Genomic DNA, 21,341 nt, shown 5'->3' with positions numbered 1-21,341 from the left:
GCGGCGCTCACCTCAGCTTCGGGTCGAGGGCGTCGCGCACCGCGTCGCCGAGCATGATGAAGGCCAGGACGGTGAGGGCGAGGGCGCCGGAGGGCCACAGCAGCGCGTGCGGGGCGTTGCGGATGTAGGGCGAGGCGGCGGAGATGTCGATGCCCCAGGAGACGCTGGGCGGCTTCAGACCGACGCCGAGGTACGACAGGGTCGCCTCCAGCGCGATGTAGGTGCCGAGCGCGATGGTCGCCACGACGATCACCGGGGCGACGGCGTTGGGCGCGATGTGCCGCAGCAGGATCCGGGAGTTGGAGGCGCCGAGGGCGCGGGCGGCCTGGACGTAGTCGTTCTGCTTGGCGGTGATCACCGAGCCGCGGGCGATCCGGCAGATCTGCGGCCAGCCGAGCAGCACCATGAACCCGATGACCGGCCAGACCGTATTACTGGTCACCACGGAGAGGAGGACGAGACCGCCGAGGACGACCGGGATCGCGAAGAAGATGTCGGTGATCCGGGACAGGAGCGCGTCCCAGCCCCCGCCGAAGAACCCGGCGAGCCCGCCGAGCACCGACCCGAACAGCGCGACCCCGAGCGTGGCGCAGACGCCCACCGTGACGGACGTACGGGCCCCGTAGACGGTCCGTGTGTAGACGTTGCAGCCCTGTCCGTCGTACCCGAAGGGAGCGCCCGGCTGGGAGCCCTCCTGGGCCTTGGAGAGGTCGCACTTGAGGGGGCTGCCGGAGGCGATGAGCGAGGGCCACAGGGAGATGACGACCAGGAAGAGGATGACGAGCGCGGAGATGATGAAGACGGGGTTGCGCCGCAGGTCCCGCCAGGCGTCGGACCAGAGCGAGCGCGGCTTGGCCGCCGGGCCGGTGCCGAGCGGTCCCCCGGGTGTCCTCTCCAGCGTCTCGGCCTCGGTCGTCGCGAGGTCCATCGCCCCGCCCGCTCCGGTTCCCGCGATCGCCCGGCCGGGCTCGAACGGCTGCTCAGGCATAGCGGATCCTCGGGTCGAGTACGGCGTAGAGAAGGTCGACCAGGAGGTTGGCGACGAGGAAGACAAGGACGAGGACGGTCACGAAACCCACCACCGTCTGGGTGTTCTGACGCAGGATCCCCTGGTAGAGCTGGTAGCCGACGCCGTGGATGTTGAAGATCCGCTCGGTGACGATGGCACCGCCCATCAGCGCGCCGATGTCGGTGCCGATGAAGGTGACGACAGGGATGAGGGAGTTGCGCAGCAGGTGCCGGGTGATGACCCGGTGCCGGGGCAGGCCCTTGGCGACCGCCGTACGGACGTAGTCGCTCCGTCTGTTCTCCGCGATGGAGGTACGGGTCAGCCGGGTGACATAGGCGAGGGAGACGGAGGCGAGGACCAGTCCCGGCACGATCAGCTCGCCGAAGGTGGCGTCCGGGGAGACGGACGGTTTGATCCAGCCCCATTGCACGCCGAGCAACAGCTGGAGCAGCAGGCCGGTGACGAAGGTCGGTACGGAGATGACCACCAGGGTGGCCAGCAGTACCCCGGTGTCGACGGGCCGCCCGCGGCGCAGACCGGTCAGGACGCCGAGTGTGATGCCGATGACGATCTCGAAGAAGATCGCCACGATCGTCAGCCGGATGGTGACGGGGAACGCGGTGGACATCAGCTCGGTGACCGGCTGCCCGTTGAACGCCGTACCGAAGTCACCGGTGAAGACGTTCCCCATATAGGTGAGGTATTGCTGCCACACCGGCTTGTCGAGTCCGAACTCCTTCTTCAACTGGGCGGCGGTCGCGGGATCGCAGGCCCGCTCGCCGCACAGTCCGGCGATCGGATCGCCCATCACATTGACCATCAGGAAGATCAGCAGCGTGGCCCCGACGAAGACCGGGATCATCTGGAGCAGCCGCCGGACGACATAGCGTCCCATGCCGGTTCAGCTGACCTTGATCTCGTTGTAGACGGGGACGCTGAACGGATTGAGCGCCACGTTCGACAGCCGCTCGGAGTATCCGGCGCTGCCGTTCTGGTACCAGAGCGGAATGGCGGCCATGTTGTCGCGGACGACTCCCTCGGCCTGTTGGAAGGTCGACACGGCCTTGGCGGTGTCGGTCTCGGCGTTGGCCTGGTCGACGAGTTTGTCGAAGTCCTTGTTGGACCACTTGCCGTCGTTGGAGGAGGCGTCGGTGTAGTAGAGCGGCTGGAGGAAGTTCTGGATGAGCGGGTAGTCCATCTGCCAGCCCGCGCGGAACGGCCCGGTCATCTTGTGCTGGCCGATCTGGTTGCGGAAGTCGGCGAAAGTGCCGACCGGATTCCCGACGCACGCCTTGTCGTTGCCCAGTGCGTTGTTGATGGAGTTGCACACGGCGTCCACCCACATCCTGTGCGAGCCGGTGTCGGCGTTGTACGTGATCTTGAGCTGTCCGCCGGGCAGGCCCCCGCCCTCCTGGATGAGCTTCTTGGCCTGGGCGGGGTCGTAGTCGCAGGCGCTCCCGCACAGCCCTTCCTTGAAGCCGCCCTCCGCGCCGAGCACCGGCGAGGTCCAGTCGGTGGCCGGGGTGCGGGTGTTCTGGAAGATGGTCTGGGTGATCTGCTTCCGGTTGATGGCCATGGAAATGCCGGTGCGGACCTTGTCCGATCCGCTCTTGTTCCAGGCGCTGTCGTAGTAGGGGAAGGCGAGGGTCTGGATGATGCCGGCCGGGGTGTTGATGTAACGGTCACCGAGATCGTTCTTGACGTTCTTCAGCTGCGAGGCGGGAACGTCGTCGACGAGGTCGAGGTTGCCGGCGATCAGGTCGGTGTAGGCGGTGTCACTGTCCGTGTAGACCTTGAGGGTCACCCCGGCGTTCTGCGCTTTGTCGTCCCCGGGGTAGCCGTCCCACTTCTTCAGGACCATCTGCGAGCCCTTGGTGTACGAATCGATGGCGTACGGCCCGTTGCCGACCGGTTGCTTCAGCCAGCCGGCGTGGTCGGTGAAGAAGGCCTGGGGCAGCGGGGCGAAGGCCGCGTATCCGAGGGTGTCGGGGAAGCTGGAGAACTTCTGGTTCAGCCGCACGGTGAAGGTCTTGTCGTTGACGACCTTCAGTCCGTCCAGCTTGTCGGCGGTCTGGGAGCCGCCGGCCGGGTGGACCTTGTCGTAGCCCTGGATGTAGCCGAAGAAGTAGGCGTTCTTCTGGTTGTTCCTGAGGCTCGCTCCGTAGTTCCAGGCGTCGACGAAGGACCTGGCGGTCACCTTCTCGCCGTTGGAGAAGGTCCAGCCGTCCTTGACGGTGATCGTGAAGTTCTGCGAATCGCTCGTGTCGATCTTCTCGGCGAGCATGTTCCGGGCCTTGCCGGTCTTCGGGTCGTACTTCTTCAGACCCCGGAAGATCATGTCGAGGACCTTGCCGCCCTGGACCTCGTTGGTGTTGGACGGCTCCAGGGGATTCTGTGGGTCTCCCCAGGAGGAGCTGAGCACCCCGCTGCCGCCCCCTGGGCCACCGCTGCCGCCACCGCCACCGCAGGCCGTGGCCGCGAGCGCCACCACCACCGCGCAGGCCGCCCCTCGGGCGTGCGTGGCTGAACGCATGGCGTGCCTCCTCCGTGAAGGGTGATCCGCGAATCATCCGTTATCGGCCAATATCGACCCAACAGGTCGATACTGCCCATCCATCGGCCCGAACGGAGGCACCCCAAGGGCCCCATGACGGCCTTTGGGGGGACACCTCACCCGATTGCAGGCACCCCCTCCGGAGGGGGTTGAGGATCTTCGGGCGGCGACGCAATGGATCTTTGCGTAACGATGCCGAAACGTTGGATTGCGACCCGTCGATGTACGCATTTCGGCACCCACGCGTCCGCATAACGAACTCCTTGCCCGTTTCGCCGGATTAGCCCGACCTAAAGCACGGACCGATTACGGCGCGCTACCCGCGTAGCTACGGAACGACCAAGACCAAGCAAAGAAAGTAAAGAGCAACCCAAGTCGGCCGAGAATTTATTGACCTTGAATGAATTGCGTTGAAAAAGTCCGGCGTAGCCCGTAGGGGAGTGTGCCCTGCGGAGTCATCAGACCCTCCCTTGGGCCAGGAGCACCATGACCCCCCCAACTCCATCCACGGCCCCGCTTGAGGTGACCGACGAGAGCGCCGAGAAGTCGATCACTTCTCCCGACTCGAAGGCCGGCGCGAGCAGGTCCCCGGGACAGCTCGCGTGGCGCCGCTTCAAACGGGACCGCACGGGCGTCATATCGGCGATCATCGTGATCTTCTTCTTCGCGATCGCGCTGGCCGCGCCACTGATATCCAAGCTGTACGGGAAGGATCCGTACACGACGTACGCGAGCCAGGACCCGAGCCTGCTGGACCCCTTCTCGTACCCGGCGGGTGCGAACGGCGGCATGAGCTCGCAGTTCTGGTTCGGTATCGAGCCGCAGCTGGGCCGTGACGTCTTCACCTTCCTGATCTACGGCATCCGGACCTCGTTGGGCATCGCCCTGGCCGCCACCCTGATCACCACCGCCGTCGGCGTCGTGGTCGGCGTGACCGCGGGCTACCTGGGCGGCAAGACGGACTACCTCGTCGGCCGGATCATCGACGTCGTGCTGTCGATCCCCTCGACGCTGTTCATCATCGCCTTCATGCCGGTGGTGTTCGGCCTGTTCGTCGCCGCCGACGACAACATCCCGACCTGGCTGCGGGCCGTCACGCTCATCCTGATGATGTCCTTCTTCGGCTGGGCGTCGATCGCCCGTCTGCTGCGCGGCCAGGTACTCGGCCTGCGCGAGCGGGAGTTCGTCGAGGCCGCCAAGGTGACCGGGGCGTCACCGGCGCGCATCGTGTTCAAGGAACTGCTGCCGAACCTGTGGACCCCGATCCTCATCCAGTCCACGCTCATGCTCCCGGCCTACGTGACCGCGGAGGCGGGTTTCGCCTTCCTCGGTGTCGGCATGATCGACCCGACCCCCGACTGGGGCGTCATGATCCAGCGAGGCGCCCAGTTCTACACCCAGGACTTCACCTTCATGCTCTTCCCGGGCCTGGCCATGGTGATCTTCGTCCTGGCGTTCAACCTGCTCGGCGACTCGGCGCGCGACGCGCTCGACCCGAAGTCCAAGCGCTGACCCATCTCTCATCTGCCGGCCCGGTCATCGTCGTCCGGCTGGTCCCGTCCCACCCATAAGGCAGGGTTACTGTGTCTTTCTCCCGTAGAAACTTCATGATCGCCACCGGCGTGGCCGCCGCGTCGAGCACCGTGCTGACCGCCTGTGGCGGCGGCAGCAAGTCCTCGGGCAACAAGATCCCCTCGGTCAGCAAGGCCAAGCAGAGCAAGATCGGGGTCGGCACGAAGGCCGACTCGACCGGCCCGGCCCCCGAGGTCGCCGGCGCGGTCAAGGGCGGGACGATCTACGGGCTCGACCAGTTCGACATGGACCACCTGGACCCGGCGCAGATCTACGTCTCCACCGAGATCCTCATCACCACGCCGATCATGCGTGGCCTGACCGGCTACAAGCTCGACTCCAAGGGCGGCGCCACCCTGGTCGGCGACGTGGCCACGGACGCGGGCACGGCCAAGGACGGCGGCAAGACCTGGTCGTTCACGATCAAGGACGGCATCAAGTGGGAGGACGGCTCCGACCTCTCCATGGACGACGTCCGCCACACCTTCGAGCGCCTCTTCGCCTCCTTCGTCACCGAGGGCCCGCGCTACGTCCAGCAGTTCCTGGTCGGCGGCGACAAGTACAAGGGTCCCTACGACGGCAAGAACCTCGACTCCATCGAGATCGACGGCAAGACCATCACCTTCCGCCTCAACCAGGCCCGTGGTGACTTCAACTTCACGCTCGCCGAGCGGGCGTACTCCTTCGTGAAGAAGTCGAAGGACACCAAGGAGAAGTACGACAAGCAGCCGTTCTCCTGCGGCCCGTACAAGATCTCCGCCCGTGACATCGGCAAGTCCCTGACGTACACCCGCAACGAGCACTGGGACGCGGCGACGGACCCGATCCGCAACGCCTACCCGGACAAGTACGTCTTCCAGTTCGGCTTCGAACTGCTGGCCTCGACCGACCGCTACATCGCGGACAAGGGCAACGACCAGTACACGATGTCGATCTTCAACGAGGTCGCCCCGGAGCGGATCGCCACGGTCCTCACCAACGCGAAGCTCAAGGAGCAGGTGCTCACCGCGGTCGACACGGTCACCTACTACTGGCCGATCAACACCACCCGGATCACGGACGTCAAGGTCCGCCAGGCCATCAACTACGCCTGGCCGAACCAGCAGCTGCAGACCATCCGCGGCGGCGCGTCCACCAGCGAGATCGCGACCACGATCTTCTCCCCGGTGACGCCCGGTTACACGGAGTTCGACCTCTACGGCAAGAAGCAGAAGCCCGGCGGCGACCCGGTCAAGGCCAAGGCTCTCCTCAAGGAGGCCGGCAAGCTCGGGCAGAAGCTGGTCATCGCCTACCAGACGTCGGACAACGCGGTGAAGCAGGCCGTCGCGATCAAGAACGCGCTGGAGGCCGCCGGCTTCACGGTCGTCAACAAGCAGATCGACAAGTCGACCTTCTACACCCAGATCGGCAAGATCGACAACACCTACGACCTGTTCGCGGCCGGCTGGAGCCCGGACTGGCCGGGCGGTTACTCGGTCTTCTACCCCTGCTGGGACGGCGACAACATCGGTGACGGCCGCAGCAACTACGCGCAGCTGAAGAACGCGAGCGTCGACAAGGCCATCGCCGCCGCCTCCCTGATCACCGACGCGGACGAGGCCAACAAGGCCTGGGGTGCGATCGACAAGCAGGTCATGGAACTCGCGGCCTGTGTCCCGGACTACCACTCCATCCGCAACTGGATGCACGGTTCGAAGGTCGCCGGCTTCGTCTACGACGCCGGAAACACCGGCATCGCGCTCACCAGGCTCTACGCCAAGGCGTAGGCGCCACCGGCACCAAAGGGGGCGGCCCTCACCCCGGGCCGCCCCCACCGGCTCCACACCCCTCACGCCCCGGCAACGGCGCCCCGTCCGGAAAGTCCTGACCCCATGTTCCGCTTCCTTGTCCGCCGTACGATCGGCGCGCTGGTCATTCTGCTGATCATCAGCGCCATCACGTTCTGGCTCTTCTACGCCGTCCCGCGTGACCCGGCCATGATGTCCTGCGGCAAGAACTGCACGCCGGCCTCGCTCGCGCAGATCCGGCACAACCTGGGCATCGATCATCCGATCCCGGTGCAGTACTGGTCCTGGCTGAAGGCCATCTTCGTCGGGCGTGACTACAGCGGTTTCGGACACTGCAACGCGCCGTGCCTCGGCTACTCCTTCGCCAACAACGAGCCCGTCTTCGGCACGATCATGGACCGGCTGCCGCTGACCCTCTCGCTCGCCTTCGGCTCGGCCGTCATCTTCCTGATCTTCGGTGTCGGCACCGGCATGATCGCGGCGCTCAAGCAGGGCAAGTTCCTGGACAAGCTCGCGACCTCGACCTCGCTGCTGGGCTCCTCGCTGCAGATCTACTTCGTCGGCTACATCGCGCTCTACTTCCTGGTCTTCAAGGCGGGCATCCTCGACCAGCCCTCGTACACGGCGCTGACCGACAACCCCGTCCAGTGGTTCTCCGGCCTGCTGCTGCCGTGGATCGTGCTGTCGATCATCTTCACCGCCAACTACACCCGTATGGCCCGCTCCCAGCTCGTCGAGCAGCTCAGCGAGGACTACGTCCGCACCGCCCGGGCCAAGGGCCTCTCGGGTGCGAACGTGTTCCTGCGCTTCGCCTGGCGCGGCGCGATGGGTCCGATCGTCACGGTGTTCGGCATCGACCTCGGCACGCTGATCGGCGGCGCCATCATCACCGAGCAGGTCTTCAGCCTCCAGGGCATCGGCCGCCTCGCGGTGACCTCCGTCAACCAGAGCGACCTGCCGATGCTGCTCGGCGTCACGGTGCTGTCCGCGGCCGCGATCGTGTTCTTCAACATCATCGTGGACGCCGCCTACGCCTCCATCGACCCGCGGATCCGGCTCGCCTGACCTCCGCCCGTACCCCCTACCCCCCGCATCACCCCCAGGAGCGTCCCCGTGACGAGCACCGATCAGCAGGCCTTCCTCTCCGTCAAGGATCTCAAGGTCCACTTCTCCACCGAGGACGGCATCGTCAAGGCCGTCGACGGGCTCTCCTTCGACCTCGCCAAGGGCCAGACGCTCGGCATCGTGGGTGAGTCGGGCTCCGGCAAGTCCGTCACCAACCTGACGATCCTCGGTCTTCACGACCGCGACCGTACGTCGATCGACGGCGAGATCCTGCTCGACGGCAAGGAACTGCTCACCGCCTCCGAGAAGGAGCTGGAGCGGCTGCGCGGCAACAAGATGTCCATGATCTTCCAGGACGCGCTGGCCTCGCTGTCGCCGTACCACACCATCGGCACCCAGATCGCCGAGGTGTACCGCAAGCACACCGGCGCCTCCAAGAAGGAGTCGCGGGAGCGGGCGATCGAGATGCTGAAGCGCGTCGGCATCCCGCAGCCGGACGTCCGGGTGGACGACTACCCTCACCAGTTCTCCGGCGGTATGCGCCAGCGCGCGATGATCGCGATGGCCCTGGTCTGCGACCCCGAACTGCTGATCGCCGACGAGCCCACCACCGCGCTCGACGTGACCGTCCAGGCCCAGATCATGGACCTGCTCAAGGACCTCCAGCGGGAGTTCGGCACGGCGATCATCTTCATCACCCACGACCTCGGTGTCATCGCCGACATCGCGGACGACGTGCTGGTGATGTACGGCGGCCGGTGCGTGGAGCGGGGCACCAAGAAGCAGGTGCTCTCCGCCCCTGAGCACCCGTACACCGTCGGCCTGCTGAACTCCATGCCGAGCCTGGACGGACCGGTCGACGTCCCGTTGTCACCGATCCCCGGCTCGCCGCCGTCGCTGCTCAACCCGCCCACCGGCTGCCGTTTCCACCCGCGCTGCGCGTTCGCGGAGAAGGTGCCGAACGGGAGGTGCGCCGGCGAGAGCCCGGCGCTCGAGGTGATCGACGGCCGCGGCTCCGCCTGCCACCTCCCCAAGGAGCAGCGCCCGGATCTCTTCGCCGGCTACGCCGCGACCAGCCACAACTGACGGACAAGACGGGACTTCACGATCATGAGCAACACGAACCCCCTCCTGGACGTCTCCGGGCTGACCAAGCACTTCCCGATCAGGGGCGGCTTCCCGATCAAGCGGACGGTCGGCGCGGTGCAGGCGGTGGACGGCCTGGACTTCCAGGTCGCCGAGGGCGAGAGCCTGGGCCTGGTGGGCGAGTCCGGCTGTGGCAAGTCCACGACCGGCCGGCTCATCACCCGCCTGCTGGAGCCGACCGGCGGCAAGATCTCCTACCGCGGCCAGGACATCACGCACGCCAGCCGCAAGCAGCTGGCGCCGATCCGGTCCGAGATCCAGATGATCTTCCAGGACCCGTACGCGTCCCTCAACCCGCGCCAGACGGTCGGCAAGATCGTCGCGGGCCCGATGGAGATCAACGGCATCAACCCGCCCGGCGGCCGCGAGAAGCGCGTCCGTGAGCTGCTGGAGATCGTCGGCCTCAACCCCGAGCACTTCAACCGCTTCCCGCACGAGTTCTCCGGCGGCCAGCGCCAGCGCATCGGCGTGGCCCGGGCGCTGGCCCTGGAGCCGAAGCTGATCGTCGCCGACGAGCCGGTCTCCGCCCTGGACGTCTCCATCCAGGCGCAGGTGGTGAACCTGCTCCAGAAGGTCCAGCGGGAACTGGGTATCGCGTTCGTCTTCATCGCCCACGACCTGGCGATCGTGCGGCACTTCTCACAGCGCGTCGCGGTCATGTACCTCGGTAAGATCGTGGAGATCGCCGACCGCGAGGACCTGTACGAGAACCCGCGCCACCCCTACACGCGGGCCCTGCTGTCCGCCGTGCCCGAGGCGACGGTCGAGGCGGAACCGCGCGAGCGCATCCGCCTGGTCGGTGACGTGCCGTCCCCGATCAACCCGCCGTCCGGCTGCCGCTTCCGCACCCGCTGCTGGAAGGCGACGGAGAAGTGCGCGACGGAGGCCCCGCCGCTGGTCCAGGCCGACGGCAACAAGCCCGGCCACCTCACCGCATGCCACTACCCCGAGGTGCAGGACACGATTCCCGCCCCGCGCCTCGCCAAGGACCCCGAGGCTGCGGCCTGACACACCCCTTTTCCGTCAGCCGCCGCCTTCGGAACGGACTTTCACCGGCCCATTGACCCGAGCCCTGAACGTCCGCTCCAGGGGAGCAGGGGCCCGCACCTTCCCGGGTGCGGGCCCTTCTCATACGTCGGTGAACAGCTCCGCGGCGTCCGTGGCGTGCGTTGCACGTTGGGCCCAGACCTCAAGCCGTTCCAGATCGGTGCAGGCGTTCACCCGCTCACGGACGGCATCGCTCACCGGAACGCCGCGCCAGTCCAGTAGCCGCAGAACCATCTCGGCACGCTCCTGGACGCGGCCCTGCTCACGCCCCTCCTCGCGGCCTTCCTCGCGTACCTGCTCGGCCAGCTCGTGCCGCCAGAAGTACTGGATCTCCGTCATCAGGTCCCTCCACATCCGCTTCGCCCGGGAATCGACCAGGCACGAGTCGACGAACTGCACAAAGACCGCGGCGCTGTCACGGTCAATGGTCTTCAGAGCGGCTGCCAGCGATTCCAGTATGGCCGCGGCGTTCCGCCCCTTGCCATGCGTCATGGCCGAAAGCACCGCAAGGGGCGGGTCCCCTACGGCCTCCTGCTCGTCCGCGATCACCGGCACGTTGTCCGGCCCCAGCACCAGCGGACGGACCGTAAGCGACTTCCAGCCCTGCAAACCGAATTCGATCGGCTGCGCCGCCCACCGCGCCGTCGCGCTGCTCTGTGTGGTCACGATCAGCACCGGCTCACACCGGTACTTCTCATACAGATACGACAGGTAGTACGGCCAACTACCCCGCTTGCGGCCGTCCGCCTCCCCCTGCGACTCGACCACGAAGAGATAGGCCCCCTCCTCGGTCTCCGCCCTCAGCAGCGTGTCCACGCGACGTTCGACCGGCTCGATCTCCGTCACATCCACGTTCAGCGCGACGAACTCCCGGGGCTCGGGAAACTCGACGCCCAGCACTTTCTGCAAGGCGTTGGTCAACAGCGTCGGTTCCTTCTGGAAGATCCGGTGCATCGCCTCGTGCGACGACCCCACCATCACGCCACCCCCAATTCACACCACACGTACTTGCCCCGGTCCCCGAACCGGGACGACGGCTGCCATCCCCAGCACTCCGCACACGCGGCCACCAGCCCCAACCCCCGCCCCGCCTCAAGGTCCGTTGCTCCCTCCAACGAGCCGGGCGGCTCCGGAGGCACGGGGTCCGCATCCCACGCCCCGATCCAGACGACGCCCTCCGGGGAACGCCGGACCCTCAGCGCCGCCGGCCCCTTCGTGTGCCGTACGGCGTTGGACACCAGCTCCGCCGCCAGCAGTTCTGCCGTGTCGGCGAGCCCGATCAGGCCGTGCATCGTCAGGATCAGCCGGAGGGTGCGGCGGCAGATCGTCACCGCTCTGAGGTCGTTGGGGATCGAGAGCGTGTAGTCCCAGGTTTCGGGCATGCGTCATCAACTCCGGTGAGGTGGGGGGACTTCACGCACGGTGGCATCGCCGCACGGCGAGTGCGGTGCACTTCCACAGCGTGTCCGTTACGTCACTGAAGGTAGAGACACAATTTGGGACGGCGCAAGTCGTTGCCGTAATCTTCCCCCCGAACGAGGTTCTGCTTCTCAGCAGTTCACGACCGGGAGGAAGACGTGACGCGCAGGAAACAGCCCACGTCACGCCAGGCGCGCCTGGGTTCCGAGCTGCGCAAACTTCGCGAGGCTGCAGGACTGAAAGGACTCGAAGCCGCCGCGCTGCTTGGGACGGACTCGGCCCAGATCAGCCAGATCGAGTTCGGTACGGCGGGTGTGAGCGAGGAGCGCGTACGACGACTCGCTGCTCATTACTCCTGCACGGACGCCGAGTTGATCGAGGCACTGGCGGCGATGGCGACCGACCGGACCCGTGGCTGGTGGGAGGAGTACCGGGGGCTGCTCCCTACGTCGTTCCTGGATCTCGCCGAGTTGGAGTACCACTCCTCGTTTCGGCTCGACGTGGAGTTCCTGCACGTCCCCGGCCTGTTCCAGACGGAAGACTACGCCCGTGCCATTTTCTCGTACCGGGTCCCCGAACTCCCCGAGAGCGACCTTGAGCTACGTGTCCGTCACCGCATGGAACGGAAGGTCGTCATCGAGGAACCAGCCTGTGTCCCCTACGAGGCCGTAATCCACGAGGCTGCCCTGCGCATCAGGGTCTGTGACCGCGCAGCCGCGCGCGTTCAGCTCGACCGCATCCTGGAGTTGTCCGAAGCGCCCCACATCACTGTGCGGGTCATTCCGTTCGACCTGGACGGCTTCGCCGGAGCCACGAACGCCATGATGTACGCGGGTGGCGCCGTCTCCCAGTTGGACACAGCGGTGCGCGACGCGCCGCATGGTGCGGGGTTCATCGATTCCGAGGCTCAACTCGGTGCGTTTCGAACGCTCTTCCGTAAGGTGGAGTCTGCGTCTCTCGGCCCCGAGCGGTCGCATGACTTCATCCACAACCTGGCGAAAGAGCTGTGAGGCACATCGTGACCCCTGGCAACTGGCGGAGGTCGTCCTACTCCGGAAGCGGCGACGGCAACAACTGCGTCGAGGTCGCCCACCGCCCCACCCGCATATCCATCCGCGACTCCAAGGACCCAGCCGGCGGCATCCTCACCTTCCCCGCCACCGCCTTCGCCCCCTTCCTCCAAGCCCTCAAAGCCCCTCACGCCTCCTGAGACACCAGCTCCACCTCGAATCCGTCCTCGTTCTCCAGGTAGGCCGCGTAGTGGTCCGGGCCGCCTGCGTACGGATGGCGATCCGCGAAGAGGAGAGTCCAGCCGTGGGCCGGGGCCTCCTCCGTCAGCGCGTCGACCGTCGCGCGGTCCGGGACGTGGAACGCCAGGTGGTTCAGGCCCGGGCGCATACGGTCGTACCGCACCCCGCTCCGCATCGCCGACGACTCCTCGATGACGACGTACGTCTCCCCGCGCCGCCAGCTCCTCCCCTCCGGCCAGGTCTGGTACGGCTCGCAGCCGAGGGCGGTCAGCAGCCAGCCCCAGGACCCGGCCGCCCGGTCCAGGTCCGGCACCCAGAGCTCGACGTGGTGAAGCACCCTTACTCCAAAGGAAGTTGATAGACACTCAATAAGAACGCCGATCCTGACCTCTCGTTCAACATCATGTGCCACACTGCCGCGGTGGTCGATCATTCGTACGCGGATCTCTCACTTGCCGCGCTCTACGACAGCCTCAACCCGTGGGGGCCGGGTGACGACTTCTACCTGGACCTGGTGATGTCCGCCGGGTCCGTGCTCGATGTCGGCTGCGGGACGGGGCAGTTGCTGCGGCGGGCACGCGGGGAGGGGCACGGCGGGCGGCTCATGGGGGTCGACCCGGCCGCTGCGATGCTCGTGCAGGCGCGGCGCGGTGGACCCGGCGTCGAGTGGGTGCTCGGTGATCTCCGCACCCGCCACTGGGACGGCGCCGGCTTCGACCTCGTCGTGATGACCGGTCATGTATTCCAAGTGCTGCTCGGCGACGAGGAGTTGCGGGCCGCGCTGACCGCCGTACGCACAGCCCTCGCGCCCGGCGGACGCTTCGTCTTCGATGCCCGCAATCCCGCCGCCCGGGCCTGGGAGGGCTGGACCCCCGACCGTGTCCGCCAGGTCACCGACCCGGACGGCCGTCCCGTCCGGGTCTGGCACGAGGTCGAGGGGCTGCCGAGCGGGGACCGGGTGACCTTCACGGAGACGTACGAGGGCGGGCGCTGGCCTCAGCCCCGGGTGTGCCGTTCCACCCTGCGCTTCCTCGGTCCGGACGCCCTCTCCGGCTTCCTCGCCGGCGCCGGTCTCGCCGTCGTCGGCCAGTACGGCGACTGGGCCCGGGGGCCGGTCACCGCCGGCAGCCCCGAGATCATCACCGTCGCGTGCCCCGGCTGAGCGCCGCACGCCCGGAGACCGCTGCCAGGACCAGCCGGACCAGGACGATCTGGACGATGCCCGCGACGACGTGGACGGACGGGGCGTACGTGTCCGGGCCGGGGCTGTAGTCGTCGTGGCCTAAGACCACCGCGCCGAGGAGGAGCAGGACCGTCGTCACGGTGCCCGAGGGGAAGGTGATGACCGTGACGGCCGCGGTCGCGGCGTCCAGGCCGTGCTCGACGCTCAGGTAGTCGAGGGCGAACACCACCACCAGGTAGGCCAGGGCGAGGATCGCGCCCGTCTTCCGGGACGGGAGCCACCTGTCCCCGAGCGGCGGGATGCCCCGCCGCTTCCTGCTCGCTGTCACTCGTACTCCGGTCGCTGGACCTCTACCGGAGTTCCATCCCGGCACAATCTCCTTCATCAAACATCAAAAGGGACTCCTGGACAATCGCGGACAGGTGGGGGCACGGACATCAGCGGGGGCCCTCGTCCTCCAGCGCCACCAGTGCCGGGTCCAGCACGATGTCCTCGTCCCTCGCCTCCGTCGTCGGCTCCTCCGGGAAGTGGCAGGCCGTGAGGTGGTCGGCCCGGTTGCCCGAGATCTGGACCAGCGGGGGTTCCTCCGCCGCGCACTTGTCCTGGGCCTTCCAGCAGCGTGTGCGGAAACGGCAGCCGGAGGGCGGGGAGATCGGGGACGGGACGTCACCGGCCAGGCGGATGCGTTCGCGGCCGGGCGATTCGTCGTCGTCCGTGAGATTGACCTCGGGTACGGCCGAGAGGAGGGCGTGGGTGTAGGGGTGGCGAGGGCGGGTGTAGATCGCCTCCCGGTCGCCGACCTCGATGATCTTGCCGAGGTACATCACCGCGACGCGCTGCGAGAAGTGCCGTACCACCGCCAGGTCGTGGGCGATGAAGAGGAAGGCGATCCCGAGTTCCCTCTGGACCTGCTGGAGCAGGTTCACCACCTGCGCCTGGATCGAGACGTCCAGGGCGGAGACCGGCTCGTCGGCGACGATCAGTTTGGGTTCCAGGGCCAACGCTCGTGCTACGCCGATGCGTTGGCGCTGGCCGCCCGAGAACTCGTGCGGGAAACGGTTGTAGTGCTCGGGGTTGAGGCCGACGATCTCCAGCAGCTCACGGACGCGTTTCTCGCGGCCGCCCTCCGGGGTGATGCCGTTGATCTCCATCGGGCCGGAGATGATCTTGCCCACCGTCTGACGGGGATTCAGCGACGAGTACGGGTCCTGGAAGATCATCTGGATCTCGGAGCGGATCGGCGCCAGCTGCCTGCGCGTCGCGCGGCTGATGTCCTTGCCGCGGTAGGCGATCGAACCGCTCGTCGGCTCCATGAGGCGGGTGATCAGCCGGCCGGTCGTCGACTTGCCGCAGCCGGACTCCCCCACCAGGCCGAAGCTCTCCCCCACCCGCACGGTGAGGTCGATGCCGTCCACGGCCTGGACGTGCCCGACGGTCCGTTTGATCGGGAAGCCGCCCTTGACCGGGAAGTACTTGGTGAGTCCGGAGACCTCGAGAAGCGGCTCCCCGACGGTGACCTGCTCGCGTTGAGCCGGGAGGACCGTGTCCTCTGTCATGACGTGTCCTCCAGGGCCTAGGCCAGTCGGGGTTTGATCTCTTCGATGAAGATGGTGCGTTTCTGGTCCGCCGTGAGGTGGCATGCCGAGGCGCGGTCGGGGCCGAGCAGCGGGCGTTCGTCCACACAGCGGCCGGCGGCGCCCGCCACCCGGTCCTGGAAGGTGCAGCGCGGGTGGAAGCGGCAGCCGGAGGGCGGGTGGAGCAGGGAGGGCGGACTGCCGGGGATCGGGCTGAGTGGGGTGGACAGGTCGGAGTCCAGGCGTGGCATGGAGTTCAACAGGCCCCAGGTGTACGGGTGTTGGGGTGCACGCAGGACCTCGTCCACCGTGCCCCGTTCCACCGCGTTCCCGGCGTACATCACCATGATGTCGTCGGCCATGTCGGCGATCACCCCCAGGTCGTGGGTGATGAAGATGATGCCCGATCCGAACTCCTGTTGCAGGTCCTTGAGCAGGTCGAGAATCTGCGCCTGGACCGTCACGTCCAGGGCGGTGGTGGGTTCGTCGGCGATCAGCAGGTCGGGGTCGCAGATCAGGGCCATGGCGATCATCGCGCGCTGGCGCATACCGCCGGAGAACTGGTGCGGATAGTCCTTGGCCCGTTCCCGGGGGTTGGGGATGCCGACCTTGGCGAGCATCTCCACGGCACGCTCCCAGGCGGCCTTCTTGGAGACCTTGCGGTGCTTCATGTAGGGCTCGGCGATCTGCCGGCCCACCGTGTAGAACGGCGACAGCGCGGTCAGCGGGTCCTGGAAGATCATCGCGGCCCGGTTGCCGCGCAGCTGCTCCATCTCGTTCTCGGTGGCGGTGATCAGCTCTTTGCCGTCGAGCACGATCTCGCCGTCGGTCTTCGTGAACAGCGGGTTGTGCAGGCCGAGGATCGTCAGGTTGGTGACGGACTTGCCGGAGCCGGACTCGCCGACGATGCCGAGGGTCCTGCCGCGCGCCAGGTCGAAGGAGAGCCCGTCGACCGCCTTCACGGGACCGTCCTCCGTGGAGAACGTCACCTGGAGATCGCGGACCGAGAGGAAGCCGTCCGGCGCGTTCGCCGCCGGGGCGCCCTCCGGTTTGGTCACTGTGGTCACGGTGTCGCTTCCTAAGGGTCCTAAGAGAGGCGGATGCGCGGGTCGATCCACGCGTACGTGATGTCGGTGAAGATGTTGATGACCAGGATGAAGAAGGCGCCGAAGAGCATCACGCCCATCGTCAGCGGCAGGTCCTTGTTGACCGCGCCGTCCACCGCGAGCCGGCCGATCCCCTGGAGGGAGAAGGTCAGTTCGGTGACGACCGCACCGCCGAGCATCGCGCTGACGTCGATGCCGAGCACGGTGACGATCGGGATGAGCGAGCCGCGCCAGGCGTAGCGGAAGAAGACGTACTTGCGGGACATGCCCTTGGCCTTGGCGGTGCGGACATGGTCCTCGGCGAGCTGCTCGATCATCGAGGAGCGGGCCATACGGGTGTACTGGGCGGTGAAGATGGTCGCCATCACGCAGACCGGGATCGACATCCCGACGAACCAGCCGACCGGATCCTGCGTGATCGGCACGTACTTGGGGTCCTCCATCCAGCCGGTGCTGTAGACGAGGACGGTCAGGACGATCGGGCCGAGGAAGTAGATCTGGAAGGAGCTGAGCACCATCGAGGCACCGGTGGCGAACTTGTCGATGTACGTGCCCCGGCGGTAGGCGGCGATCATGCCCGCGCCGACGCCCACGATCAGGAAGACCACCGCACCGCCCGCGGTCAGCGTCAGGGTGAGCGGGAAGCGGTCCATGATCGTGCTCCAGACCATGTCGCCCGAGTAGAACGACACGCCCAGGCAGGGGGCCGAGCAGTGGCCGGTCGGGAAGTCCCGGCCCATGACGATGCCGGACATGAAGTCCCAGAACTGCTGGGCCAGCGGCAGGTTGAGGCCGAGGGCCTCACGGATGTCCGCCAGGCGGGCCGGTGTGCAGTCCTTGCCACAGGCGAGGGAGGCGTAGTCGGAGGGGGCGGCCACGAAGAGGAAGAACGTGGCCGCGCCGATGAGGAACAGGGTGACGGCGGCGCCCACCGTGCGCCGGACGATGAACTGGATCATGACGGCCTGGCTGCTCTCTGCAAGGACGGCGAGGACGGGTGAGGGGTTCGCGCAGGGCCGCGGAGGCGCACCGGGGGGTGCGCCTCCGCGGCACCGGAGCCGTTGCCTACGACTTCAGGTAGAGCCGGGTGACGTCGATGTAGCTGGAGACGCTGCTGTAGCGGGCGCCGCCGATGTTGGAGCCGAACAGCTGGAGCTGCTTGGTGTACCAGAGCGGGGCGGCCGGGTTGACCTTCTCCAGGATGTAGTGGTGCGCCTCGCGCCAGGTCTTCGCGGCCTCGGTCGGCTGCTGGGTGAGGGCCTTCTTGATCAGCTCCTGGACCTTGGGGTCGTTGATGTGCGAGTAGTTCGAGGAGCCGTCGGCGACCTGGTCACCGTCGTAGATCGGCGTGACGACCGTGCCCGGCGACGGCCAGTCCTGGCCCCAGCCGGTGATGTACAGGTCGTAGGGGTTGTCGAGCTTGCCGATCTGCTCGTAGTAGCTGGCCCCGTCGACCTCCTTGGAGACGACGTCGAAGCCGACCTTGGTGAGGGCGTCCTCGATGGCGACCTTGCGGCGCTGGCCCGCCTCGGTGTTGGCGTAGGCGAAGACGACCTTCTTCTCGGCGGCGGGGACGCTCTTGAGGATCTCCTCGGCCTTGGCGATGTTGCCCTGCGGGGTCTTCAGCCGGCCGTAGGGGTCGTAGGTCGCCTCGTAGCCCGGCAGGGTCGGCGCGAACAGGTTGGGGGCGACGTCACCGCCGTACGCACCGCCCTCGCCGGCGATCAGGGACTTGGAGTTGACCGCGTAGGTGATGGCGTCGCGGACCTTCTTGTCCTTGACCCGGTCAAGGTTGAAGGTGAGCGTCATGACGTACGGCTGGTAGCCCTTGATGGTGCGCTTGTACGTCTCGGTGTTCTTGACGACGTCCTGGATCTGGGTGGCGTCGACGCTGCCGGTGAACTGCATGGCGTTCTTGGAGTCGCCCTGGTCGGCGATGAGCCGCTTGGTCTGGGTGGACTCGGTGATGCCGAAGGCGAAGTTGAAGCCGTCCACGTACTGGTGGCGCACGGAGTCGGTCTTCGGGTCCCAGTTGCTGTTCTTGACCAGGACGAGGGACTTGCCGGACTTCGACGAGGCGATCTTGTACGGGCCGGTGGCGACCGGGGCCTTGTCGTAGTTGGCCTTGGTGTCGGTCTTGGCCGGCACGATGCCGTAGCCCGCCATGGCGAGGGTCTGCGGCAGGTCCGGGCGCGGGGTGTCGAAGTGGAAGATCACCGTCTTGTCGTCCGGGGTGTCCAGGACCGAGGCCGGCAGGTGCTTGGAGCCGAAGCCGCCGTCGGGCAGCGCCTTGCGGTAGTCGGCACCGCTCAGCCAGCTCTGCAGATAGGTCGGACCGTCGAAGATGAACTTCGCGTACAGCCGCTCGACGCTGTGCCGGACGTCGGCGGAGGTGATCACGTTGCCGTTCTGGTCCTTGACCCCGTCCTTCAGGGTGAAGGTCCAGGTCTTGCCGTCGTCGGAGGACTTGCCCGAGTCGGTGGCGAGGTCGCCGACGACCGAGACGTTGCCCTTGTCGTCCTCCTGGAACTGGGTCAGCCGGCGGAAGAGCAGGTTGGCGATCTGGCCGGCGTCGGAGACATAGATCTGGCCCGGGTCCAGGTGGGTCAGCGGCGTCTCCTGGTAGATCTGGATCGTGCCGCCGCTCTTGGCGCCGGCCACGTCCTTGGCGGGGCCGGTGGAGTCGGCCGCGCCGAGGTACTCGACCGCCTTGGACTGGACGGCGGCCTCCTTCTGGTCCTTCTTGGAGTCGGTGCCGGACTTCCCCCCCTCGTTCTTGGAGCAGGCGGTGAGCGCGAGAGAGCCGGCCGCGACGGCGATCACGAGGGTCTGCGCTCTGCGGGACAGCAGTGAGCGATGAGACATCATGTGGCGAATCCACCTATTTGTCGGTTGTGATCCCAGAGTGCTGCCGGGCGCCGGGCGTGAGACCGACGGGGGGCGGCAGCCACCCCCACCCAAGGGACGTCCTATCGCCCGGACTTGGGGTCGAACGCGTCTCGGACGGAGTCTCCGAGGAGGTTGAAGCACAGGACGAAGATCACCAGCGCGACGCCCGGGAAGAACATGAACGCGGGGTCCTGCTCGGCGTACTGGGCGCCGGCCGCGAAGAGGCGTCCCCAGTCCGGGGTGGGCTCGACGAACCCGACACCGGCGAACGAGAGGAAGGCGATGCTGAGGATGGTGCTGGGGAGCTGGTACGTGAACTGCACGAGGATCGGCGTCACGACGTTCGGCAGGATCTCCTTGCTGACGATCCGCCAGGGCGAGGCCCCCGAGACCCGGGCCGCCTCGATGAACTCCCGTTCCCGCAGGGACAGCACGGTGGAGCGGACGATGCGCGCCATGCCCATCCAGCCCAGCAGCCAGAGCACGATCAGGATGGCCAGGGCCCGGAAGTAGGTGGGCGTCTCCTCGCGGGGATCGACGAAGAACGAGGTCACCACAGGCATGAAGGCGATGAAGAACAGCTGCTGCGGGAAGGACAGGAAGAAGTCCGTGACACGGCCGAGCCAGTAGTCCGTACGGCCGCCGAAGTAGCCGCCGATCAGGCCGATGACGATGCCCGTGACCATGACCAGGACGGTGATGCCGAGCGCCATGAAGAGCGAGGTCCGCATGCCGTACAGCAGCATGGCGTACAGGTCACGGCCGTACTGCGGCTCGACGCCGAACCAGTGGCCGCCCGAGACACCGCCCAAGTAGCCGAGCGGCAGCCCGAATTCGTCCAGGATCGGCTTGTCCGCGTAGGTGGGGTCCTGGCCGTACAGGGTGTACGGGTTGGTGCCGGAGAGCTTCGTCAGGAGCGGGGCCGCCAGGGAGATCACGAAGTAGGCGATCACGACGATCGCGCAGACGACGCCCGTACGGTCGCGCTTGAAGCGGATCCACATCAACCGGCCGGGGGAACGGCCTTCGAGCGAGTCCGCTCCGGACTTCGCCGGGGGCGCTGGTTCGCCCTCGGCAATGGCCGAGGTCCCGCCGTCCTCGATGTCGATAGGACTGGTCACAGTTCGTCCGTTTCACAAGTGTGGGTGGGGGGCTTCCGGGTAGCCCGAGGAACGCACGGCGAAGCGGCGGGAAACCGCAGTCGGACGCGCGTAGTCGAACGGCCGCGCTACACGGCCGGACGGATCCTCAGAAGCAGTCGCCGAACGAACAGGACGAACTGATGGAAACGGACGCACACTTGGAACGGGAATGGCCTGATGGCGCGAGTGCGACCCACCTGGTGTTCAGGACACCACGCATGGGAGTTCCTCCTCATGACTTCACGTGTTCACCAACAGGAGGCTTCCGTCCATACCCTCCGACACCCCTGACGGAGGGTCAGACACCCCCTGGTGCTCGTGAGTCGAGCGCTGTCCCCACAGCGCGTGACCCATTGACCCGAGCGCTACGCGGCTAACTATCTGCCATGAGTCAGGTGCCGACCACAGTCTTTAAATCTCAATTCAGTCACAGCTGATGCGAAGTTCTTCCAAAAACTGGACAAACTATTCGCGGGGAGAAGGCCACGAAACGGACGTGTTACATGGCTACCGGGCGGCGATCTCCGCATTTCGGACACTGGCCGAAGGCTGCTCCCGTCCGCTTACCCGAAAATGGGTTGCAAAAAGCCCGGGTACC

20 protein-coding genes are annotated in these 21,341 nt (G+C 66.8%); 8 read left to right on the top strand and 12 right to left on the bottom strand.

Translation table 11 applies throughout. The features are described 5' to 3' along the window. Positions 1-7 precede the first annotated feature (7 nt). The 3 genes from ACIRR9_RS02650 to ACIRR9_RS02640 are packed head-to-tail and all read right to left on the bottom strand — an operon-like array spanning position 8 to position 3,542. Positions 8-988, bottom strand: a complete 981-nt coding sequence (locus ACIRR9_RS02650; RefSeq protein WP_403746837.1) for an ABC transporter permease — start codon at positions 986-988, stop codon at positions 8-10. Next, positions 981-1,904 carry an ABC transporter permease gene (locus ACIRR9_RS02645; RefSeq protein WP_403746835.1) on the bottom strand — a complete coding sequence of 308 codons (924 nt, stop codon included), beginning with the start codon at positions 1,902-1,904 and terminating at the stop codon, positions 981-983. Before ACIRR9_RS02645 ends, ACIRR9_RS02650 begins: the two co-directional genes overlap by 8 nt. Before the next feature lie 6 nt (positions 1,905-1,910). After that, complete coding sequence (locus tag ACIRR9_RS02640) at positions 1,911-3,542, bottom strand: ABC transporter substrate-binding protein (protein WP_403746833.1); 1,632 nt, start codon at positions 3,540-3,542, stop codon at positions 1,911-1,913. A gap of 507 nt (positions 3,543-4,049) precedes the next feature. Between ACIRR9_RS02640 and ACIRR9_RS02635 the strand changes: the two genes are divergently transcribed. The 5 genes from ACIRR9_RS02635 to ACIRR9_RS02615 all read left to right on the top strand — a co-directional run bounded on the left by ACIRR9_RS02635 (position 4,050) and on the right by ACIRR9_RS02615 (position 10,141). Beyond that, positions 4,050-5,075: an ABC transporter permease gene (locus ACIRR9_RS02635; protein WP_403746830.1), complete on the top strand. Its 1,026-nt coding sequence runs from the start codon at positions 4,050-4,052 to the stop codon at positions 5,073-5,075. A 95-nt stretch (positions 5,076-5,170) separates the two neighbouring features. Beyond that, complete coding sequence (locus ACIRR9_RS02630) at positions 5,171-6,901, top strand: ABC transporter substrate-binding protein (RefSeq protein ID WP_403746827.1); 1,731 nt, start codon at positions 5,171-5,173, stop codon at positions 6,899-6,901. A gap of 105 nt (positions 6,902-7,006) precedes the next feature. Continuing rightward, entirely contained in the window at positions 7,007-7,987 is a 981-nt protein-coding gene (locus tag ACIRR9_RS02625) for an ABC transporter permease (protein ID WP_403746825.1), read from the top strand. Positions 7,988-8,035: 48 nt separating this feature from the next. Beyond that, complete coding sequence (locus tag ACIRR9_RS02620) at positions 8,036-9,073, top strand: ABC transporter ATP-binding protein (protein WP_403746823.1); 1,038 nt, start codon at positions 8,036-8,038, stop codon at positions 9,071-9,073. Between the two features lie 24 nt (positions 9,074-9,097). Then, entirely contained in the window at positions 9,098-10,141 is a 1,044-nt protein-coding gene (locus ACIRR9_RS02615; RefSeq protein ID WP_403746822.1) for an ABC transporter ATP-binding protein, read from the top strand. Between the two features lie 120 nt (positions 10,142-10,261). Here ACIRR9_RS02615 and ACIRR9_RS02610 read toward each other — a convergent pair whose 3' ends face one another. Together ACIRR9_RS02610 and ACIRR9_RS02605 are read right to left on the bottom strand one after the other, a co-directional pair. Beyond that, positions 10,262-11,158 carry a hypothetical protein gene (locus tag ACIRR9_RS02610; protein WP_403746820.1) on the bottom strand — a complete coding sequence of 299 codons (897 nt, stop codon included), beginning with the start codon at positions 11,156-11,158 and terminating at the stop codon, positions 10,262-10,264. Beyond that, positions 11,158-11,562 (bottom strand): ATP-binding protein, encoded by a 405-nt coding sequence (locus ACIRR9_RS02605; RefSeq protein ID WP_403746817.1) that lies wholly within the window; start codon positions 11,560-11,562, stop codon positions 11,158-11,160. The genes ACIRR9_RS02610 and ACIRR9_RS02605 overlap by 1 nt, the downstream gene beginning before the upstream one ends. Before the next feature lie 195 nt (positions 11,563-11,757). On the opposite strand from ACIRR9_RS02605, the gene ACIRR9_RS02600 reads away from it, so the two are divergent. After that, on the top strand, positions 11,758-12,609 hold the full coding sequence (locus ACIRR9_RS02600) for a helix-turn-helix domain-containing protein (protein WP_403746814.1): 852 nt from the start codon (positions 11,758-11,760) through the stop codon (positions 12,607-12,609). Between the two features lie 5 nt (positions 12,610-12,614). Beyond that, the gene (locus ACIRR9_RS02595; RefSeq protein ID WP_403747038.1) at positions 12,615-12,809 is read left to right on the top strand and encodes a DUF397 domain-containing protein; all 195 of its coding nucleotides are present in this window, start codon (positions 12,615-12,617) and stop codon (positions 12,807-12,809) included. Here ACIRR9_RS02595 and ACIRR9_RS02590 read toward each other — a convergent pair. After that, on the bottom strand, positions 12,797-13,186 hold the full coding sequence (locus tag ACIRR9_RS02590) for a VOC family protein (protein ID WP_403746811.1): 390 nt from the start codon (positions 13,184-13,186) through the stop codon (positions 12,797-12,799). The two genes, ACIRR9_RS02595 and ACIRR9_RS02590, sit on opposite strands and share 13 nt — an antisense overlap. 84 nt (positions 13,187-13,270) lie before the next feature. Here ACIRR9_RS02590 and ACIRR9_RS02585 point away from each other — a divergent pair, with 84 nt between their 5' ends. After that, on the top strand, positions 13,271-14,011 hold the full coding sequence (locus ACIRR9_RS02585) for a class I SAM-dependent DNA methyltransferase (protein WP_403746808.1): 741 nt from the start codon (positions 13,271-13,273) through the stop codon (positions 14,009-14,011). Here the strand turns inward: ACIRR9_RS02585 and ACIRR9_RS02580 are convergent. The 6 genes from ACIRR9_RS02580 to ACIRR9_RS02555 all read right to left on the bottom strand — a co-directional run bounded on the left by ACIRR9_RS02580 (position 13,989) and on the right by ACIRR9_RS02555 (position 20,722). Next, entirely contained in the window at positions 13,989-14,360 is a 372-nt protein-coding gene (locus tag ACIRR9_RS02580) for a hypothetical protein (protein WP_403746805.1), read from the bottom strand. The two genes, ACIRR9_RS02585 and ACIRR9_RS02580, sit on opposite strands and share 23 nt — an antisense overlap. A gap of 109 nt (positions 14,361-14,469) precedes the next feature. After that, on the bottom strand, positions 14,470-15,588 hold the full coding sequence (locus ACIRR9_RS02575) for an ABC transporter ATP-binding protein (protein ID WP_403746803.1): 1,119 nt from the start codon (positions 15,586-15,588) through the stop codon (positions 14,470-14,472). Positions 15,589-15,605: 17 nt separating this feature from the next. Then, a complete protein-coding gene (locus ACIRR9_RS02570; protein WP_403746801.1) occupies positions 15,606-16,673 on the bottom strand; it encodes an ABC transporter ATP-binding protein in 1,068 nt (355 codons plus the stop codon). A 20-nt stretch (positions 16,674-16,693) separates the two neighbouring features. Beyond that, positions 16,694-17,671, bottom strand: a complete 978-nt coding sequence (locus ACIRR9_RS02565) for an ABC transporter permease (RefSeq protein WP_403746799.1) — start codon at positions 17,669-17,671, stop codon at positions 16,694-16,696. A gap of 106 nt (positions 17,672-17,777) precedes the next feature. Beyond that, positions 17,778-19,580 (bottom strand): ABC transporter substrate-binding protein, encoded by a 1,803-nt coding sequence (locus tag ACIRR9_RS02560; protein ID WP_403746796.1) that lies wholly within the window; start codon positions 19,578-19,580, stop codon positions 17,778-17,780. A 101-nt stretch (positions 19,581-19,681) separates the two neighbouring features. Next, positions 19,682-20,722: an ABC transporter permease gene (locus ACIRR9_RS02555; RefSeq protein ID WP_403746793.1), complete on the bottom strand. Its 1,041-nt coding sequence runs from the start codon at positions 20,720-20,722 to the stop codon at positions 19,682-19,684. Between the last annotated feature and the right edge of the window lie 619 nt (positions 20,723-21,341).

Origin of the sequence: Streptomyces sp. NPDC101234 (genome assembly GCF_044767525.1) — a bacterium.
Classification (GTDB): domain Bacteria; phylum Actinomycetota; class Actinomycetes; order Streptomycetales; family Streptomycetaceae; genus Streptomyces; species Streptomyces sasae.
Note: the sequence above shows the minus strand (reverse complement) of the source record. Positions and strands in the feature narration are given on the sequence as shown.

Excerpts from the sequence above, each read along its gene's own strand:
- ACIRR9_RS02650 (WP_403746837.1), bottom strand. The coding sequence starts at position 988 with ATGCCTGAGCAGCCGTTCGAGCCCGGCCGGGCGATCGCGGGAACCGGA.
- ACIRR9_RS02645 (WP_403746835.1), bottom strand. The coding sequence starts at position 1,904 with ATGGGACGCTATGTCGTCCGGCGGCTGCTCCAGATGATCCCGGTCTTC.
- ACIRR9_RS02640 (WP_403746833.1), bottom strand. The coding sequence starts at position 3,542 with ATGCGTTCAGCCACGCACGCCCGAGGGGCGGCCTGCGCGGTGGTGGTG.
- ACIRR9_RS02635 (WP_403746830.1), top strand. The coding sequence starts at position 4,050 with ATGACCCCCCCAACTCCATCCACGGCCCCGCTTGAGGTGACCGACGAG.
- ACIRR9_RS02630 (WP_403746827.1), top strand. The coding sequence starts at position 5,171 with ATGATCGCCACCGGCGTGGCCGCCGCGTCGAGCACCGTGCTGACCGCC.
- ACIRR9_RS02625 (WP_403746825.1), top strand. The coding sequence starts at position 7,007 with ATGTTCCGCTTCCTTGTCCGCCGTACGATCGGCGCGCTGGTCATTCTG.
- ACIRR9_RS02615 (WP_403746822.1), top strand. The coding sequence starts at position 9,098 with ATGAGCAACACGAACCCCCTCCTGGACGTCTCCGGGCTGACCAAGCAC.
- ACIRR9_RS02610 (WP_403746820.1), bottom strand. The coding sequence starts at position 11,158 with ATGGTGGGGTCGTCGCACGAGGCGATGCACCGGATCTTCCAGAAGGAA.
- ACIRR9_RS02605 (WP_403746817.1), bottom strand. The coding sequence starts at position 11,562 with ATGCCCGAAACCTGGGACTACACGCTCTCGATCCCCAACGACCTCAGA.
- ACIRR9_RS02575 (WP_403746803.1), bottom strand. The coding sequence starts at position 15,588 with ATGACAGAGGACACGGTCCTCCCGGCTCAACGCGAGCAGGTCACCGTC.
- ACIRR9_RS02565 (WP_403746799.1), bottom strand. The coding sequence starts at position 17,671 with ATGATCCAGTTCATCGTCCGGCGCACGGTGGGCGCCGCCGTCACCCTG.
- ACIRR9_RS02560 (WP_403746796.1), bottom strand. The coding sequence starts at position 19,580 with ATGATGTCTCATCGCTCACTGCTGTCCCGCAGAGCGCAGACCCTCGTG.